Origin of the sequence: Maricaulis sp. (genome assembly GCF_030149235.1) — a bacterium.
GTDB lineage: Bacteria > Pseudomonadota > Alphaproteobacteria > Caulobacterales > Maricaulaceae > Maricaulis.
This window is the reverse complement of sequence record NZ_JASBRW010000005.1, coordinates 1-16,342: the sequence shown is the minus strand read 5'-3', so window position 1 is coordinate 16,342 and position 16,342 is coordinate 1. Positions and strand designations below refer to the sequence as shown.

The window sequence follows — 16,342 nt, the reverse complement described above, 5'->3', positions numbered from 1 at the left end:
GGGGCACTCATTGGTGGCTTTTTGGTAGTAGCGTCGCTCGCCATTGATGTCTGCGAAGACCCCTGCATGCTTACAAGTGTGCACAGTGACGGCACCTACTCCATGCAATCGGCTTCCGGCGAGGGGCGCTCAACACCTGTGATTGACGCGACCATCGTTGGGGTGTTGGGGCAGGATATCGACGGAGACGGCACCCCAGAGCGCGTCGTTGTCGACGATAGGGAATCCGCTTTCGGATCCGTGACCGCCGTTTATTTCGATGTCTCCCTGGGCGAGCCCTACATTGCGTTCCAATGTCAGGCCTCAACGGCTGAAGCCGTCGAAACCGAATGCCTGGACTGGTATCAGAGCCTGACCGCCCAACGGGCTATCGAAGGCGCGGATATCATCTACTCGAATACACGGCAGGACGGTGAGCTTGGTTGGGAGACCCAGTATCTCGCTATTCCCAACTGGACCTCATCCATCGCTCTCACCATCGCCAATCTAAACGTGGACCTGCATCGCGAACGTCACGCGAATGCTGATACCGTTGAAACCCTGGCCGACCTCAAAGCGGCCCTTGACCTTCGAGAGCTGCGCGCTCTTCAATTCTCGATCGCGGACTGAACCCATGACCCAATACGCTGACGGCATCACCGCCGAGATCGTCGCCGAACACGGTATCAATGATGAGGAATACGCCATCATCCTCGACCGGCTGGGCCGTGCGCCCAACATGGTCGAGCTGGGCATTTTCTCGGTCATGTGGTCCGAGCACTGTTCCTACAAGTCCTCGCGTGCGCATCTGGGCAAGTTCCCCACTTCCGGCGAGAAGGTGATCCAGGGGCCGGGCGAAAACGCCGGTGTCATCGACATCGGTGACGGCCAGGCCGCCATCTTTAAAATGGAGAGCCATAACCACCCCTCTTATATCGAGCCCTATCAGGGTGCGGCGACGGGTGTCGGCGGCATTCTGCGCGATGTCTTCACCATGGGTGCCCGCCCGGTGGCGCTGATGAATGCGCTGCGCTTTGGAGCGCCCGATCATGAAAAGACCACCCACCTTGTCGGCGGTGTCGTTGCCGGCATTGGCGGTTATGGCAATTGCGTCGGCGTGCCCACCGTGGGCGGCGAGACCAATTTCCACGAGGGCTATAACGGCAATATCTTGGTCAATGCGATGGCCGTCGGCCTCGCCGATGCGGACAAGATTTTCTACGCCCGCGGCGCCGAGCCGGGCCAGCCCATCGTCTATGTCGGCTCCAAGACCGGCCGCGACGGCATCCATGGCGCCACCATGGCCTCGGCCGAGTTCGACGATGAGAGCGAAGAAAAGCGCCCCACCGTCCAGGTCGGTGATCCCTTCACCGAGAAGAAGCTGATCGAGGCCTGCCTGGAACTGATGGCCACCGATGCGATCGCCGCGATCCAGGATATGGGCGCAGCGGGCCTGACCTCCTCCTCTGTTGAAATGGCGGACAAGGGCGGTATCGGCATCAAGCTGGACATGGACAGCGTGCCCCAGCGCGAAGACAACATGACCACCTATGAAATGATGCTCTCGGAAAGCCAGGAGCGCATGCTGGTGATCATGAAGCCGGGCCGCGAGGACGTGGCCAAGGCGATTTTCGAGAAATGGGAACTCGATGTTGCCGTGATCGGCGAGACCACGGATACCGGCCGCATGGTGCTGGAGCACAAGGGCGAGATCGTCTGCGATATTCCGATCGCCCCGCTGGCCGACGACGCTCCGAAATACGAGCGCCCCTATTACGCCCCGGAAGTGCGCGCCCAGATCGATGCCAAGGACGTCGCCCAGCCCTCTCACATGGGCGAGGTCCTGCTCAAGCTGATGGCGAGCCCGAACATGGCCTCGAAAGCCTGGATCTGGCGCCAGTATGACCGCCACGTCATGGCTGATACGGCGGCCAGCTCGGAAGATCCGTCTGACGCCGCCATTGTCCGTGTGCACGGCACCAACAAGGCGCTGGCCATTACCACGGACTGCACGCCGCGCTATTGCTTTGCCGACCCGTTCGAGGGCGGCAAACAGGCCGTGGCGGAAGCCTGGCGCAATCTCACCGCTACCGGTGCCGACCCGATCGCGATCACCGATTGCCTCAATTTCGGCAATCCGGAGCGCGAGGAAATCATGGGCCAGTTCGTCGGCTGCGTGGAAGGCATGGCCATGGCCTGCAAGGCGCTCGACTTCCCGGTCGTGTCCGGCAATGTCTCGCTCTACAACGAGACCAATGGCGTCGCCATTCCCCCGACCCCGGCGGTCGGCGGTGTCGGCCTCATCCCGGACATGGACCAGCGCCAGGGCTTTGGCTGTATGAGCGAGGGCGATATCGTCCTTGTCGTCGGCGAGACCAAGGGCGCCATGGGTGCCTCGCTCTATCTGCGCGAGATCGAAGGCCGCGAAGATGGCGGTGCCCCGGCTGTCGATCTCGGCATCGAGAAAATGCACGGCGATTTCGTCCGCGACCAGATCCGCGCCGGCCGCCTGACCGCCTGCCACGACCTCTCCGATGGCGGTCTCGCCTGTGCCGCAGCCGACATGGCGCTGGCCTCGCAGTGCGGCATCAAGCTCGCCCACGAGCCGGAAAACCCGGTACCGATGCACGGCTTCCTCTTTGCTGAGGACCAGGCCCGCTATCTCGTCGCCGCCAAGCGCGAAGACGCCCTGGCCATCCTGCAGGACGCCAAGGCGGAAGATGTTCCGGTGCATGTGGTCGGCCTGGCCGGCGGCACGGCCGTCAGCGTCAACGGCGCCCACCACCTCGAACTCGACCGCCTGCGCGAGGCCTGGGAAGGCTGGCTGCCGGGGTTGATGAGCAGCGAGGCCATGGCGGCGGAGTAAACTTTAAAGTTGTACTTTTAAGTATATTCCCTCATCCTGACGCAAGTCAGGACCCCGAAAGGGCGCGCGGTCCCAGCAAAAGGACCGCGCCATGCCGCATCAGCCCTGTGTCTATATCCTCGCCAGCCGGCCCCACGGCGCGCTCTATATCGGCGTGACCCGCGATATCGCAATGCGCGTCTGGCTGCACAAGCAGGGAAAGGCGTCCTGGCATACCGCCAAATACAACATCAAACGCCTGGTCTGGCTGGAGCACAGCCCGACCATGCCGGATGCGATTGCGCTGGAGAAACGGCTGAAGAACTGGCACCGCGCCTGGAAGATCGAGCTGATCGAGAAAAGCAATCCGCGCTGGCACGATCTCTACGAAACCCTCAACGCCTAACCTCTGATCCCGGCGAGAGCCGGCGATCTTCTAATCCCCACCCCACCCTCATCCCGGACTTGATCCGGGACCTAGCGGCCCTGAAGCGCCATCAGCGTCGGCGCTGCCAGCGCGCACCCGCATCGGGGTCCCGGATCAAGTCCGGGATGAGGGGGAATATTGAGCCTTAAGCCCCTTATTCCGCAGCCCCCGCTTCAGCGATCATCGCCAGGTTCGCATCTGCTTCGCGCGCGAAATCGACAATCGTCTCCGACGCATCCTGGAAGAATTCCAGCGTCATGTTCTCATAGGTGTCGGTCGGCTGGTGGTAGTGCGGGTGGAAGTCGACGCCGAGATAGATGAAGGGGATGCCGGCGCGGTGGAAGGCGCCGCTATCGGTGAGCAGGGTCCAGTCGGCGCCGGGCACATCGGTCGGCTCGTCATAGCCCATGGGCAAGTTGACGCTGGAGCGCGCGGCGACCGCTTCGACCACAGGCACCAGGAAGGGATAGTGATAGGTGCCGACGGCCCAGAGGATGCGGTCTTCCGACATCGCCACCATGTCGAGATTGAGATTGAAGGTGATGTCCTCGCGGTCGACCGGAGGGTTGGCGACGAAGTGATAGGCGCCCTGCAGGCCGCGCTCTTCCGCGTCCAGGGCGGCAAAGATCACGTCATGCTCGGGCGGATTGGCCGCGAAATCGGCAGCCACAGCAAGCATGGCGGCAACGCCTGAGGCGTTGTCATCGGCGCCGTTCCAGATCTCCCCGTCACGCATGCCGACATGATCATAATGCGCCGAGACGACCATGGTGTGGTCGCTATCGCCGGTGCCCTCGATGCGGCCGATCAGGTTGATGCCGTTATGCACCTCGCCGGTATCGACCCGCGTCTGGTAGGTGAAGGGCGACTCGTAAGTGTCGCCAATCATGGCGATGCCGGCCTCTTCGAAGCGTTCGATGAGATAAGCGCGGGCACGGGCGCTGCCCTCGGTCCCGGCCTCGCGGCCTTCCATGTCGTCAGCCGCCAGAATGCGCAGATCGTCGAGCAATTGGGTGCGATCCAGAGCGATCGGAGCCGGCGTTGCAGGCGTCTGCGGGGTTTGCGGCGCGTCCGTGGCGCTACAGGCGCTGAGAGCAAGCAGGGCGGCGGTGCAGGCGGAAACGGTCAGAAACGAACGCATAAAAACTCCCCAGAGCAGAAATCTGGGACGCAACCTGCCATGCAAAAGCGCCCGGCCCCACTGAAAAATCAGTCACACCGGGCGCGATCTCGGCCCGACGGCCTAGAACCAGCGGCTCGGGCGCGCGGCGGGTTCGGCCTCATGGTCCGGCCAGTTGGCTTCGGACTGCGTCACATAGCCGTCGATATCCTCCTCCCAGCGCTGCTGGATCGACGGGGAGAAATTCAGGTAGAGCCTGCCATCGACCACGCGATAGGCGAGCGGGTCGGTGCGGACCTTGCGGTCATGGGCCAGGGCGTAGGCGCAATGGCCATCATAGGCGGGTGCATAACGGGCCGGATCGGCGATGAAGAGGTCGCGGTTCTCGGCGCTGGCGAAATACCAGGTCGTGCCATTGTACTCGGCGTTGAAAGCATCGAGGCCGGCAAGCGGGGCGGCCTCGGTGTGATAGCTGACCACGTCATAGCCGCCGACCGGACGGCCGTCGCGGTCAAGATATTGCTCGCCTGCCAAGGCCATTCCGGAGAGGAACACAGCGGCGAAGGCGAGATTGATCAGGCCGAGCCCGACACGCAGGGCGATTTTGGCGGCGAAGAGATGGGTCATGGTCTTTCCTCAAACTGGCAGGGCCGTTAGCTTGCGCCGACATATGAGACGCCCCTGCCGGCTTTGAAAGACGCAGATCGGGCACGCCGCTTCACATCTGGGTGCGGTGTTGTGAGATCGCGTGAGATGAGCCGTCACCCACCAAGAAAGACTGGAGCCCAACATGCCGATGCCCGCTGACGAGATTATCGCCCTGATCAAGGCCGGAATTCCCGATGCGGAGATCGAGATGGAGGATCTGGCCGGCGATAACGATCACTGGAAGGCCGTGGTCACCAGTGCCAGTTTCAAGGGCAAGCTGCGTGTCGCCCAGCATCAGATGGTTTATGCCGCCCTGGGCTCGAAAATGGGCAATGAGCTGCACGCGCTCGCCCTGGAGACCAAAACACCGGACGCATGACGCTCCCCCTCTCCCCGCTCGCCTTTGGCGTCACCGGTCCGTTGGCCAGCCCGGCCGTCTCCGCCGCGCGGACGCGTGAGCTGGTCAGGACCGCGCTGTCGCACGGCATCACCGTGTTCGACACCGGGCCGGCCTATGGCCATGGCCGGGCGGAGCGGCGTTTGGGCGAGGCGCTGCGCGGTGTGCGCGAGGACCGCATCTGCCTGATGACCAAAGCCGGCATCCATGCCGGCAAGCGACGCGATTTCTCGCCGGGCGCCATCGAGATGTCGCTGAAGGAGTCGCTTGAGCGCCTCAACCGCAGGCGCGTCGACATTCTCTGGCTGCACGGTCCGGCGCCGGAAGAGCTCACCCCGGCGCTGCTGCGCCATCTCGGCGCCTTTCAGGCGCGCGGCCTGTTCGATGTACTCGGTGTCTGCGGCCGCGGCGCGGAACTCGATGCCGCAATCGATATGGACGAGATCACTGCGCTTATGGCGCCGGTGAATTCAAGCCTGGACAGGACCGGGATCGCGCGCCTCGAACGCGCCAAGGCGCGCTCCATGACGGTGATGGGAATTGAAGCCCTGGCCGGCAGTGTGCGCCAGGCCCGTCTCTCGCCCCGCCCGGCCGATCTCTGGTATCTGGCCCGGCGGATCAAGCAGGGCCTAACCGGCTCGGTTCCGGAAGAGACCGGGCTGCCACCGCAAGCCGCCCTGAAATGGGCCCTCGACCGGCCATTTTGCGATACGGTGGTCTCAAGCACGACAAATCCGGTGCATCTCACAGCCAATGCAGCGCTCGCCGGTCTTGAACCGGACGCCAAGCCCGCCTAGGTCTTCTGCAGCGCCAAACCAGGAGTAACCCGATGTCCGACGCCGTTCATTCCGCCATTCAGTCCACCATCACCGATAATGATGTGGTGCTGTTCATGAAGGGCACGCCGGTCTTCCCGCAATGCGGCTTCTCCTCCGTCGTCTCCCAGGTGCTCGACCACCTTCAGGTCGACTTCGAGAGCGTCAACGTGCTTGAGGACAATGAGATCCGCCAGGGCATCAAGGATTTCTCCAACTGGCCGACCATCCCGCAGCTCTATGTAAAGGGCGAGTTTGTTGGCGGCTGTGACATCATCAAGGAGATGTTCCAGTCCGGCGAACTGCAGACCTATCTGCGCGAAAAAGGTGTGATCGAAGCGGCCTGAGGCCGCTGATCAGCGCCGCGCGACCATTTGCGGCTCGCGCTCATTCCAGTCCCAGGCCCGGTTGTCGAGCGGGTTGAGCAGGATCACCTGCCCGCCGACCGGCACGCCGATTTCCTCGAAACCGAAGCCGAGCTGGATCCCCCAGGGGATGTCCTCGCTGCAGAGGTCTTCGGCATTGCGGTTCAGGCGTACCGTATAGATGTCCTCGTGATATTGTTTGACGTCGAGCTGGAAATTGCTGCGCGCCGTGCAGCCATGCGTATTGGCATGAACCACCAGGATATCGTCTTCAATCACCCGCCAGTAGATCACCGGCTCCAGGCTGTGGTCAACTTCCGGCGCCTGGCGGTTGGTGCCCGGGATGGTCAGGTCGGGAATGGACATGTCCGGCAGGCTGGGAAGGCTCGGCAGGCTGGCCAGGAAACGCGCCCGGGCGCCCTCATCATCCCTTGCAGCACTATCTGCCGGTACGGTTGAACAGGCGCTGCACGCCGCCAAGGCCGCGACCACTCCAAAAACACGCAAATTCGACACAACAGCCCCCACTGCTAACCCCATCGACGCCGTGCGCTGCAAGCCCCATGCCGCACGAGCCGGAGCATGGAAGCAGTTTTTATTCTGATTGCAAGGGATTGCGCCTGAGCGGAGAAGAACGCGATCACGGTTTGCGTTCCGCTTGTGGGAATCTGTTTCACGCATAGTCTCGACTTCGACGGTCGAGATAAGGCGATAAGGTACCGCGATGCTTAGGGATATCATGCGCTTGCTTGGCGCACTCCTGTGTGGAGGAGGATCGCTCGTCCTCCTGCTCGCTCTGGCCATCGCGCTTTTGGTCTATGACCCGGCGGTTCATTACTGGATGAGCTATGAAGTCCTGGCGTTTATCGGGGCGCTATATGGCTTGCTCCCCGGCATGATTGGCCTTGGCCTTCTGTATATGCTGCGCACGAAAAACCCGCCAGGCTGAGCCCGGCGGGTTTTCCCCAAATCGATTGTCGTCCTCGCAATTACGAGGAGTAGAATTCGACCACGAGGTTCGGTTCCATCTGCACCGGGTACGGCACTTCAGACAGTTCCGGGATGCGCACGAAGGTCGTCTTCATGGCTTTCGGGTCCAGGTCGATATATTCTGGGATGTCGCGCTCAGCGCTTTCCAGGGCTTCCAGAACCAGCGCCATGGAGCGGGACTTCTGGCGAACCTCGATCACGTCACCCGGCTTGCAGCGGTAGGACGGGATGTTGGTCTTGACGCCGTTGACCATGACATGGCCGTGGTTGACGAACTGGCGCGCCGCAAAAACGGTCGGCACGAACTTGGAACGGTAGACCACAGCGTCGAGACGGGACTCGAGCAGACCGATCAGGTTCTCGGCGGTGTTGCCCGTACGGCGAGACGCTTCGTCATAGGTGCGACGGAACTGCTTCTCGGTGATGTTGCCGTAATAACCCTTCAGCTTCTGCTTCGCCATCAGCTGGATGCCGAAATCGGACATCTTGCTCTTGCGGCGCTGACCGTGCTGGCCGGGGCCGTAGGGACGCGAATTGATCGGGGACTTCGGACGGCCCCACAGGTTTTCACCCATGCGGCGGTCAATTTTATACTTCTGAGAATGACGCTTCGACATCGTCTCTTCCTATGTTTGACGTGGCCCGGCGACCCCACGATTGGGATCGCGATTTAAACGGCGGACACCACATCACCCGTACCCCGCGCGTGTGCGCGAGAAGCGGGGGTTCTACAGGCCTGGCAGGGAAAGTCAATCGGGCTGCTCAGAACCGATCAGGCGGCGTTATCGGCGTCTTCATCGAGCAGGTTGAGGAAGAGGCTTTTGAGCACCGAGGATTGGGCGAACTCGGCATCCCAGGCGCCATTGTCCTGGATCAGCTCATAGGCGAGCTTCTCATCGATGGAGAATTGGGACACGACGGCATCGAGGGCATCGCTCGCATGCGCACCACCCTTGGCCAGCTGGGCCAGGAATTGGTCCATTTGGTCGGCATCATAGGGGCGCGACGTGTCGTTCACGGCTCTCACCTTTCTCCATTCGAGCCCTTACTAGACACGCAAACTCCTAAGGTTTGGTTGCCCACGCAAACTCAATAGATACGCGCTTCACAAATCCGTTGGCGCAAATCGCCTAGTCCTCGCGCGCGATCCGGGCCTTGCCGCGGCCAACCGCCAGCGCTTTCACCGCCCCGCGGAAGGTGCGAACTTCCTGCGCCGTCCAGCGTCCCCGAATAAAGGCCGCGCGGAGGTTCTGCTTCATCAGCGGCGTCTTCTCGGGCGGGAAGAAGAAGCCAGCACGTTCCAGCTCTTCTTCGAAGTGTTCGAACATGCGCTCCAGGTCCTCGCGGCTGGCCGCCTCGCTGACCGGCTCGAACACATCCGGCGCGGCTTCGTCGGCCGCCCATTCATGCGCCATCACCGCAACGGTTTGGGCCAGGTTAAGTGAGGAAAAGCTGCGATCAACCGGCAGGGTGATAATCGCGTCGGCCAGGGTCACAGCCTCGTTCGGCAAGCCGGATTTCTCCGCCCCGAATAACACCCCGACCTTCTCGCCCGCCTTGATGGCGCCGCGCATCTCGGCCACGGACTGGCGGGCTGTCAGCACCGGTTTTTCCATGCCGCGTGGCCGCGCCGTGGTGGCGTAGACCCGCGTGCAATCGGCGATCGAATCGGAAAAGTCTTTGTGCAGATAGGCCGCATCCAGCACGGGCGAGCCTGCGGCCATGGACACCGCCTTGTCGTTGGGCCAGCCGTCTCGCGGGTCAACAATGCGCAAATCGGGCAACCCGAAATTACCCATGACACGGGCCGCGGCACCGATATTCTCGCCCAGCTGAGGATTGACCAGGATAAAAGCCGGCGTATCTGACGTCTGCGGCATGGGTCCGCCCCTTCACCTTATGGCGCGCCAGTGCTAGAGAGCGCGCAAATTCCAACCGAGCGCTGTGTCTAGCGCGTCTTGTATCCGTCCGAAAAGAAAGCAGCACACCATGGCTAAGATCAAAGTCGATACCCCCGTTGTCGAGCTCGATGGCGATGAGATGACCCGCATCATCTGGCAGATGATCAAGGACAAGCTGATCCTGCCCTATCTCGACATTGATCTGAAGTATTACGACCTCTCGATCGAAAAGCGCGACGAGACCGATGACCAGATCACCGTCGAAGCCGCCGAGGCGATCAAGCATTACGGTGTTGGTGTAAAATGCGCCACCATCACGCCGGATGAAGCCCGCGTTGAAGAATTTGACCTGAAGAAGATGTGGCGCTCGCCGAACGGCACCATCCGCAACATCCTCGGCGGTGTCGTCTTCCGTGAGCCGATCGTGATTTCCAACGTGCCGCGCCTGGCACCGGGCTGGCAGCAGCCGATGGTCATCGGCCGCCACGCTTTCGGCGACCAGTACCGCGCTACCGACTTCCTCGTCGACAAGCCGGGCAAGCTGACCATGACCTTCGTGCCGGCAGACGGCTCCGAGCCGATCGAGCGCGAAGTCTTCGACTTCCCGAGCTCCGGCGTGGCCATGGGCATGTATAACCTGGACGAGTCGATCAAGGACTTCGCGCGCGCCAGCATGAATTACGGCCTGCAGCGCGGCTGGCCGGTCTATCTGTCGACCAAGAACACGATCCTCAAGGCCTATGACGGCCGCTTCAAGGATATCTTCCAGGAGATCTTCGACAGCGAGTTCAAGGACGCCTTCCAGGCCAAGGGCATCTCCTACGAACACCGCCTGATCGACGATATGGTCGCGGCCGCAATGAAATGGTCCGGCGGTTTCGTCTGGGCCTGTAAGAACTATGACGGCGACGTCCAGTCCGACACCGTGGCCCAGGGCTTTGGTTCGCTCGGCCTGATGACCTCGGTCCTGATGTCGCCCGATGGCAAGACTGTGGAAGCGGAAGCCGCCCACGGTACCGTCACCCGTCACTATCGCCAGCATCAGCGGGGCGAGCAGACCTCGACCAACTCCATCGCCTCCATCTTCGCCTGGACCCGTGGCCTGCACCATCGTGGCCGTATGGACGGCAATGAGCAGGTCATGACGTTCGCCGAGACGCTCGAGAACACCATCATCAAGACCGTTGAGGCCGGCTATATGACCAAGGACCTCGCGCTCCTGGTCGGCGACCAGCAGGGCTGGCTCTCCACCGAGGGCTTCCTCAACAAGGTCGACGAGAACTTCAAGGCCGCCATGGCGGCCAGCGTCTGATCCGGGCACACATCTTAATCAAGCGCCGGGCGGGACGAAAGTTCCGCCCGTCTTGCTTTTCACGGCCCTCATTGCAAGGATCAGACGGACCAGAGGGGCTTTGGGAGGCAGGACAAGCCTTGCATTCCAGTTTTGAGATCAGCGCGGAACGCCGAGTTTGCACGATCCGGATTCATGGTCTGGCCACACCGCAGGGGCTGGCCCAGGCCTTTTTCGACGCCTTCAGCTCCAAGGACTGGGACCGCAGCTATAATCTCATGATCGTCTATGAGGTCGACGCCCTGCTCGGCGAGCTAACCCTGGATGGATTGCGCGAGCTGCAGGACAAGCTCAACGCGCGGCAAGCGGAAATCGGCCTCAAGCGGCGCATGAAATCCGCCCTGGTCTATTGTCGCCCGGAACAGCGCAGCCTGCTTGAACTGCACGTGCTGAGTTATGACGAGCAGAGTTTCCTGGAGGAACGCGTCTTCGCCACCGAAGCCGACGCCCTGCAATGGCTCAACAGCGCGGATCCCGCGGCGAGCGTCTAGCGCGGTCGGCCGGGTTGGCAACATCGTGCGAGACGCCAGCCTGATATCCTGACTGGATGATCCCGGCATTGGGCGAGTCCCCCCGCTCGGCTCAGATCATAAAATACACCGTTTCTTGTAGGGTTAATGGCTGTAGAGCACGCGGCGGTGATTGGCGCATATTTGTATTTCTAGAATCGTAGGAGCCCTCGAACGTGTTGTCGCAACTGGAATTTTGCCTGGAAGACCGCCTCTGCATCTGGCGCGTGTCGGGCACTGCCACGGTCAAGGAAATCTGCGACGGCTATGCCGAGCGCTTCAATCACCCCGAATGGACTCCGGTGCTGGAAAGCCTGACCGTGATCAACAAGCTGGCCCTGGGTGGCTTCACCCCACAGGCCGCCGGCGAGATTATGCAATTCATCCGGGACTGCGATCTCAAACACAAGCGCGCTGCTAAACGGTCCGCCCTGGTCTGTTCAGACGAATTGAGCCGGGCCTTGCTGGCGTATTGGGAACATCGCGCGAAGAATGAGCTCGAGCGCAGCGAACGGGCCTTTGCCACCGAGGCAGAAGCCCGGGCATGGCTGGTCGGAGCCCGTGAGGCCGACGAGAAATCCGCCTGTGCCTAGTTTCCGCCAGCGCGCTTGATGGTGACGAAGGTCTCGGCCGCAATCTTCCATTCCAGATCGACCAAATGCCATTTGGCCAGATAGCGGCCGACATAGCGAATGGACAGGCCATCGCTGATCCAGCCCCCGGTCCAGCGCCCCTGCTCGGCCGCCAGATGGCCGTCATCGGAGACTTCGATGCGGGCCGGTGAACGCAGATAGCCCACATCCTGGCACTGGCTGAAAATGGAATTCCAGGCCTCCAGCTGCGCCTCACGGCCCTGGATCAGGGGCGCGTCGTCACCGGGGATGAGCAACGCGTCCTCGCTGAGCACGCGGCGGATAGCGGCAAAATCCTGATCGGCGATGGCGGTGTTGAAATCCGCACGCAAGCGCGCGATCTCACGTGCCGCCACCTTGTCGCCGACGAGCTGGATCTCGCTGGGCGCCTTTCCCGAAGACTTACCCGGAGACTTGCTTTGGCGGGCCATCAGCCGGCAACCGCAGCGCGGATCGCCGCCAGGCCATCCTCGGCCTTGGAGCCGTCCGGTCCACCGGCCTGGGCAAAGTCAGGGCGTCCGCCCCCGCCCTTGCCGCCAACAGCGGCGGATCCGGCGCGAACCAGTTCGACTGCGCTGAAACGATCTTTGAGGTCATCGGTAACGCCGACCGCCAGGGCCGCCTTGCCGTCATTGACCCCGATAAAGGCTGCAATGCCGGACCCCATAGAGGCCTTGGCCTCGTCGATCAGGCCGCGCAGATCCTTGCCACCCACGCCCTCGACCACGCGGCCGATAAAAGCCGTACCGGCGATGTCTTCCGGGCCGGCCGGGGCCGCACCGCCGCCACCCATGGCCAACTGCTTCTTAGCCTCGGACAATTGGCGTTCCAGCTTCTTGCGCTCGTCTTGCAAGGACAGTACCCGCGCCTCCAGGTCGGCGGCCGGGATTTTCAGCGCCTCGGCCGCAGCCCGGCCATAGCCGATCTGCTGGTCCATATACTGGCGTGCCGCCTCGCCGGTCAGCGCCTCGATGCGACGTACACCGGCCGATACGGCGCTCTCGCCGACAATCTTGAACAGGGCGATATCACCGGTGCGCTCGACATGGGTGCCCCCGCACAGCTCGACCGAATAGGCCTTGTGGCTGTCCTCAAGGCCGCGCCCCATCGACAGCACACGGACGCTATCGCCGTATTTTTCTCCGAACAGGGCCATGGCGCCCGCCTCGATGGCGGCTTCCGGGGCCATTTCACGCGTCGAAACCGAGGCGTTCTGGCGCACGACGGCATTGACCTGGGCTTCCAGGGCCGCGATTTCCGCCGCCGTCACCGCACCATTATGACTGAAATCGAAGCGCAGTCGGTCCGGGCCGACATAGGAGCCCTTCTGGGTCACATGGGCGCCGAGGATATCGCGCAGGGCGGCGTGCAGCAGGTGGGTGGCGGAGTGATTGGACTTGGTCTCGGTGCGCTTGGAGGCATCAACATCCAGCCGCGCCGTGTCGCCGGTCACGACCTCACCCTTCTCCATCACACCGACATGGGTGTGCAGCTCGCCGGCGCGCTTCTGGGTGTCCTCGACACGGAAGACCGCGCCGTTCTCGAATGTGATCACACCGGTATCGCCGGCCTGGCCACCGCTTTCGCCGTAAAATGGTGTGCGGTCGAAGACGAGTTCGCCGGATTGGCCCTCACCCAGGGCCACCGCCTCGGCGCCGTCGGCGACGATGGCGAGTAGTTTGCCGCTCTCCGAGGTGCCCTCATAGCCGAGGAATTCGCTGGCCCCGGCCTTGTCGCGGACCGCGAACCAGACCGTGTCCGGCGCCACCTCACCGGAAGAGAATTTGGCAGCGCGCGCATCGGCGCGCTGTTTTTCCATCGCCGTATTGAAGCCGGCCTCATCGACGGTCATGCCCTTGGCGCGCAGCGCGTCCTGGGTCAGGTCGAGCGGGAAGCCATAGGTATCGTAGAGCTTGAACGCAGTCTCGCCCGGCAGCGCATCCCCCTCGGAAAGACCGGCGGTGGCGTCGTCGAGCAGGCTGATGCCGCGGCCGAGCGTGCGCTGGAAGCGTTCTTCCTCGACCTTGAGCGTGTCCTCGATCAAGGCGCGGGCCCGGCCCAGTTCGGGATAAGCGTCGCCCATCTCACGCTCGAGCGCCGGTACCAGCTTCCACATCACCGGTTCGCTGGCCCCGAGCAGGTGAGCGTGACGCATGGCCCGGCGCATGATGCGGCGCAAGACATAGCCACGGCCCTCATTGGACGGGGTAACGCCATCGGCCATCAGGAAACAGGTCGAGCGCAAATGGTCGGCAATAACGCGGTGGCTGCCCAGGGCATCGCCCTCGGCCGTGACGCCCAGCGCCTCCTCGCCGGCCCGGATCAGATTGGCGAACAGGTCGACATCGTAATTATTGTGTTTGCCCTGCAGGATGGCCGCGATGCGCTCCAGCCCCAAGCCGGTATCGATCGAGGGCATGGGAAGGTAGATGCGCTGGTCCGGGCCCTGCTGCTCATACTGCATGAAGACCAGGTTCCAGATCTCGATGAAGCGGTCACCGTCTTCCTCCGGCGAACCGGGAGGGCCGCCCCATATATCCTCGCCATGGTCGAAGAAAATCTCCGAACACGGGCCGCACGGGCCGGTATCGCCCATTGACCAGAAATTGTCCGAGGTGGAGATGGAGATGATCCTGTCATCGCTCAGGCCGGCGATCTTCTTCCACAGCGTCCGCGCCTCCTCATCCTCGGAATAGACGGTGACGAGTAGCTTCTCAGCCGGAAGCGCTAATTCCCGGGTCACCAGCTCCCAGGCATGATGGATGGCGCGTTCCTTGAAATAGTCACCGAAGGAGAAATTCCCCAGCATTTCAAAAAAGGTGTGGTGACGCGCTGTGTAGCCGACATTGTCGAGATCATTGTGCTTGCCACCGGCGCGAACGCATTTCTGCGACGACACAGCGCGCGGTATGCCGCGCGTTTCCTGCCCGGTGAAGACATTCTTGAACTGCACCATGCCGGCATTGGTGAACAAGAGGGTCGGGTCGTTCTGCGGCACCAGCGGACTGGAGGAAACGACCTCGTGCTCATTCTTGGCGAAATAGTCGAGGAAGGTGGCACGGATATCGCGCAAGCTGGCCATGATCAGTCCATCATCGGGTTTGCATAAGCGCCGGCCGGACGGTCGGCGCAGGGAGTAGGTCCTAGATATAGAAACGGGTGCCCGGCCCCGCCAGACACCCGTTTAATCGCAAGCTGCTATCTCTAGCAATCCGCGCCGTTCAGCTCGGGACAATCACGCCCCGATGCCAGACCGGTCTAGCCGGCCACGGCTTCATCGTCTTCCAGCTCCGGGCCGGTCAGCATTTCGTCCGCCAGAAGGCCGGCATTGGCACGAACCTTGTGTTCGATCTCGGCCGCAATATCGCCATTCTCCAGCAGGAATTTCCGCGCGTTTTCACGCCCTTGGCCAATCCGCTCGGAATTGTAGGAATACCAGGAACCGGACTTCTCGATGACATCGCCTTTGACACCCAGGTCAAGCAGTTCGCCCATCTTGGAAATGCCTTCGCCATAGAGAATGTCGAACTCGACCTCACGGAAAGGCGGGGCGACCTTGTTCTTAACCACCTTGACCCGGGTCTGGTTGCCGATCACCTCATCGCGGTTTTTCAGCGCGCCGATGCGGCGGATGTCGAGACGGACGGAGGAGTAGAATTTCAGGGCATTACCGCCGGTCGTGGTCTCCGGCGAGCCGAACATCACACCGATCTTCATACGGATCTGGTTGATGAAGACCACCAGGCAGTTGGACTTGGAGATCGACGCCGTCAGCTTGCGCAGCGCCTGGCTCATCAGCCGCGCCTGCAGGCCCGGCAGGCTGTCGCCCATCTCGCCCTCCAGCTCGGCCCGCGGCGTCAGCGCGGCCACAGAGTCGATGACCAGAATGTCGACGGCACCGGAGCGCACGAGCGTGTCGGCAATCTCCAGGGCCTGTTCACCGGCATCCGGCTGCGAGACCAGGAGTTCGCCGACATCCACGCCGAGCTTGGCGGCATAGACCGGGTCGAGCGCGTGCTCGGCATCAATGAAGGCCGCGACACCACCGGCTTTTTGCGCCTCGGCGACAGTGTGCAGGGCGAGCGTCGTCTTGCCGGAGCTTTCCGGGCCATAGATCTCGATAATCCGGCCTTTCGGCAGGCCGCCAATGCCCAGGGCGATATCGAGACCAAGCGAACCGGTCGAGACCGCTTCGACCTCCATGGCCGGTTTCTGACCCAGTTTCATGACCGAGCCTTTACCGAAGGCTTTGTCGATCTGGCTCAGTGCTGCCTCAATGGCTTTTTGCTTATCCATCTCTTCGTCTTTCACGAGTCGAATCGCGCCCCTGCTCATAACCGTATTCCCTTATTTCACGCCGCCA

The 16,342-nt window shown here is 62.2% G+C and carries 19 protein-coding genes; 10 read left to right on the top strand and 9 right to left on the bottom strand.

Annotated elements, in window-relative coordinates; all coding sequences use genetic code 11:
• Positions 1 to 66 precede the first annotated feature (66 nt).
• From Q1V51_RS01000 to Q1V51_RS00990, 3 genes are all read left to right on the top strand, one after another.
• Positions 67 to 609, top strand: a complete 543-nt coding sequence (locus Q1V51_RS01000; RefSeq protein WP_300551832.1) for a hypothetical protein — start codon at positions 67 to 69, stop codon at positions 607 to 609.
• A gap of 4 nt (positions 610 to 613) precedes the next feature.
• Positions 614 to 2,845, top strand: a complete 2,232-nt coding sequence (gene purL / locus Q1V51_RS00995) for a phosphoribosylformylglycinamidine synthase subunit PurL (protein ID WP_300551830.1) — start codon at positions 614 to 616, stop codon at positions 2,843 to 2,845.
• 91 nt (positions 2,846 to 2,936) lie between these two features.
• Positions 2,937 to 3,230 carry a GIY-YIG nuclease family protein gene (locus tag Q1V51_RS00990; RefSeq protein ID WP_300551829.1) on the top strand — a complete coding sequence of 98 codons (294 nt, stop codon included), beginning with the start codon at positions 2,937 to 2,939 and terminating at the stop codon, positions 3,228 to 3,230.
• 175 nt (positions 3,231 to 3,405) lie between these two features.
• On the opposite strand, the gene Q1V51_RS00985 is transcribed toward Q1V51_RS00990, so the two are convergent.
• On the bottom strand, positions 3,406 to 4,392 hold the full coding sequence (locus Q1V51_RS00985; protein WP_300551827.1) for a M20/M25/M40 family metallo-hydrolase: 987 nt from the start codon (positions 4,390 to 4,392) through the stop codon (positions 3,406 to 3,408).
• A 102-nt stretch (positions 4,393 to 4,494) separates the two neighbouring features.
• Positions 4,495 to 4,998: a YHS domain-containing (seleno)protein gene (locus Q1V51_RS00980; RefSeq protein WP_300551825.1), complete on the bottom strand. Its 504-nt coding sequence runs from the start codon at positions 4,996 to 4,998 to the stop codon at positions 4,495 to 4,497.
• A gap of 163 nt (positions 4,999 to 5,161) precedes the next feature.
• Between Q1V51_RS00980 and Q1V51_RS00975 the strand changes: the two genes are divergently transcribed.
• The 3 genes from Q1V51_RS00975 to grxD are packed head-to-tail and all read left to right on the top strand — an operon-like array spanning position 5,162 to position 6,578.
• Positions 5,162 to 5,398 carry a BolA family protein gene (locus tag Q1V51_RS00975; RefSeq protein ID WP_300527401.1) on the top strand — a complete coding sequence of 79 codons (237 nt, stop codon included), beginning with the start codon at positions 5,162 to 5,164 and terminating at the stop codon, positions 5,396 to 5,398.
• A complete protein-coding gene (locus Q1V51_RS00970; RefSeq protein ID WP_300551823.1) occupies positions 5,395 to 6,213 on the top strand; it encodes an aldo/keto reductase in 819 nt (272 codons plus the stop codon). The genes Q1V51_RS00975 and Q1V51_RS00970 overlap by 4 nt, the downstream gene beginning before the upstream one ends.
• A gap of 32 nt (positions 6,214 to 6,245) precedes the next feature.
• Complete coding sequence (gene grxD, locus Q1V51_RS00965; RefSeq protein ID WP_300551821.1) at positions 6,246 to 6,578, top strand: Grx4 family monothiol glutaredoxin; 333 nt, start codon at positions 6,246 to 6,248, stop codon at positions 6,576 to 6,578.
• A 9-nt stretch (positions 6,579 to 6,587) separates the two neighbouring features.
• Here the strand turns inward: grxD and Q1V51_RS00960 are convergent, their stop codons facing one another.
• On the bottom strand, positions 6,588 to 7,112 hold the full coding sequence (locus Q1V51_RS00960) for a hypothetical protein (protein WP_300551820.1): 525 nt from the start codon (positions 7,110 to 7,112) through the stop codon (positions 6,588 to 6,590).
• 208 nt (positions 7,113 to 7,320) lie between these two features.
• Between Q1V51_RS00960 and Q1V51_RS00955 the strand changes: the two genes are divergently transcribed.
• Positions 7,321 to 7,545 carry a hypothetical protein gene (locus Q1V51_RS00955; protein ID WP_300551819.1) on the top strand — a complete coding sequence of 75 codons (225 nt, stop codon included), beginning with the start codon at positions 7,321 to 7,323 and terminating at the stop codon, positions 7,543 to 7,545.
• Positions 7,546 to 7,585: 40 nt separating this feature from the next.
• Here Q1V51_RS00955 and rpsD read toward each other — a convergent pair whose 3' ends face one another.
• The 3 genes from rpsD to Q1V51_RS00940 all read right to left on the bottom strand — a co-directional run bounded on the left by rpsD (position 7,586) and on the right by Q1V51_RS00940 (position 9,466).
• Entirely contained in the window at positions 7,586 to 8,203 is a 618-nt protein-coding gene (gene rpsD, locus Q1V51_RS00950) for a 30S ribosomal protein S4 (protein ID WP_300551817.1), read from the bottom strand.
• Positions 8,204 to 8,358: 155 nt separating this feature from the next.
• Positions 8,359 to 8,604, bottom strand: coding sequence for a hypothetical protein (locus Q1V51_RS00945; protein ID WP_300551815.1), 246 nt, complete (start codon positions 8,602 to 8,604; stop codon positions 8,359 to 8,361).
• A 112-nt stretch (positions 8,605 to 8,716) separates the two neighbouring features.
• Positions 8,717 to 9,466, bottom strand: a complete 750-nt coding sequence (locus Q1V51_RS00940; RefSeq protein WP_300551813.1) for an RNA methyltransferase — start codon at positions 9,464 to 9,466, stop codon at positions 8,717 to 8,719.
• Positions 9,467 to 9,575: 109 nt separating this feature from the next.
• Here Q1V51_RS00940 and Q1V51_RS00935 point away from each other — a divergent pair, with 109 nt between their 5' ends.
• The 3 genes from Q1V51_RS00935 (at position 9,576) to Q1V51_RS00925 (ending at position 11,940) form a co-directional block, all read left to right on the top strand.
• Positions 9,576 to 10,799: an NADP-dependent isocitrate dehydrogenase gene (locus Q1V51_RS00935; protein ID WP_300551812.1), complete on the top strand. Its 1,224-nt coding sequence runs from the start codon at positions 9,576 to 9,578 to the stop codon at positions 10,797 to 10,799.
• A gap of 119 nt (positions 10,800 to 10,918) precedes the next feature.
• On the top strand, positions 10,919 to 11,329 hold the full coding sequence (locus tag Q1V51_RS00930) for a hypothetical protein (protein WP_300551810.1): 411 nt from the start codon (positions 10,919 to 10,921) through the stop codon (positions 11,327 to 11,329).
• 194 nt (positions 11,330 to 11,523) lie between these two features.
• The gene (locus Q1V51_RS00925; protein ID WP_300551808.1) at positions 11,524 to 11,940 is read left to right on the top strand and encodes a hypothetical protein; all 417 of its coding nucleotides are present in this window, start codon (positions 11,524 to 11,526) and stop codon (positions 11,938 to 11,940) included.
• Here Q1V51_RS00925 and Q1V51_RS00920 read toward each other — a convergent pair.
• From Q1V51_RS00920 to recA, 3 genes are all read right to left on the bottom strand, one after another.
• Positions 11,937 to 12,410 carry a nuclear transport factor 2 family protein gene (locus Q1V51_RS00920; protein WP_300551807.1) on the bottom strand — a complete coding sequence of 158 codons (474 nt, stop codon included), beginning with the start codon at positions 12,408 to 12,410 and terminating at the stop codon, positions 11,937 to 11,939. The two genes, Q1V51_RS00925 and Q1V51_RS00920, sit on opposite strands and share 4 nt — an antisense overlap.
• Positions 12,410 to 15,061 carry an alanine--tRNA ligase gene (alaS, locus tag Q1V51_RS00915; protein ID WP_300551806.1) on the bottom strand — a complete coding sequence of 884 codons (2,652 nt, stop codon included), beginning with the start codon at positions 15,059 to 15,061 and terminating at the stop codon, positions 12,410 to 12,412. Before alaS ends, Q1V51_RS00920 begins: the two co-directional genes overlap by 1 nt.
• A gap of 176 nt (positions 15,062 to 15,237) precedes the next feature.
• Positions 15,238 to 16,314 (bottom strand): recombinase RecA, encoded by a 1,077-nt coding sequence (gene recA, locus Q1V51_RS00910; RefSeq protein ID WP_366522680.1) that lies wholly within the window; start codon positions 16,312 to 16,314, stop codon positions 15,238 to 15,240.
• Positions 16,315 to 16,342 lie beyond the last annotated feature (28 nt).

What these genes read in the sequence shown, in the direction of transcription:
- Q1V51_RS01000 (WP_300551832.1), top strand. Translation starts at nt 67, where the DNA reads ATGCTTACAAGTGTGCACAGTGACGGCACCTACTCCATGCAATCGGCT.
- purL (WP_300551830.1), top strand. Translation starts at nt 614, where the DNA reads ATGACCCAATACGCTGACGGCATCACCGCCGAGATCGTCGCCGAACAC.
- Q1V51_RS00990 (WP_300551829.1), top strand. Translation starts at nt 2,937, where the DNA reads ATGCCGCATCAGCCCTGTGTCTATATCCTCGCCAGCCGGCCCCACGGC.
- Q1V51_RS00985 (WP_300551827.1), bottom strand. Translation starts at nt 4,392, where the DNA reads ATGCGTTCGTTTCTGACCGTTTCCGCCTGCACCGCCGCCCTGCTTGCT.
- Q1V51_RS00980 (WP_300551825.1), bottom strand. Translation starts at nt 4,998, where the DNA reads ATGACCCATCTCTTCGCCGCCAAAATCGCCCTGCGTGTCGGGCTCGGC.
- Q1V51_RS00975 (WP_300527401.1), top strand. Translation starts at nt 5,162, where the DNA reads ATGCCGATGCCCGCTGACGAGATTATCGCCCTGATCAAGGCCGGAATT.
- Q1V51_RS00970 (WP_300551823.1), top strand. Translation starts at nt 5,395, where the DNA reads ATGACGCTCCCCCTCTCCCCGCTCGCCTTTGGCGTCACCGGTCCGTTG.
- grxD (WP_300551821.1), top strand. Translation starts at nt 6,246, where the DNA reads ATGTCCGACGCCGTTCATTCCGCCATTCAGTCCACCATCACCGATAAT.
- Q1V51_RS00955 (WP_300551819.1), top strand. Translation starts at nt 7,321, where the DNA reads ATGCTTAGGGATATCATGCGCTTGCTTGGCGCACTCCTGTGTGGAGGA.
- rpsD (WP_300551817.1), bottom strand. Translation starts at nt 8,203, where the DNA reads ATGTCGAAGCGTCATTCTCAGAAGTATAAAATTGACCGCCGCATGGGT.
- Q1V51_RS00940 (WP_300551813.1), bottom strand. Translation starts at nt 9,466, where the DNA reads ATGCCGCAGACGTCAGATACGCCGGCTTTTATCCTGGTCAATCCTCAG.
- Q1V51_RS00935 (WP_300551812.1), top strand. Translation starts at nt 9,576, where the DNA reads ATGGCTAAGATCAAAGTCGATACCCCCGTTGTCGAGCTCGATGGCGAT.
- Q1V51_RS00920 (WP_300551807.1), bottom strand. Translation starts at nt 12,410, where the DNA reads ATGGCCCGCCAAAGCAAGTCTCCGGGTAAGTCTTCGGGAAAGGCGCCC.
- alaS (WP_300551806.1), bottom strand. Translation starts at nt 15,061, where the DNA reads ATGGCCAGCTTGCGCGATATCCGTGCCACCTTCCTCGACTATTTCGCC.
- recA (WP_366522680.1), bottom strand. Translation starts at nt 16,314, where the DNA reads ATGAGCAGGGGCGCGATTCGACTCGTGAAAGACGAAGAGATGGATAAG.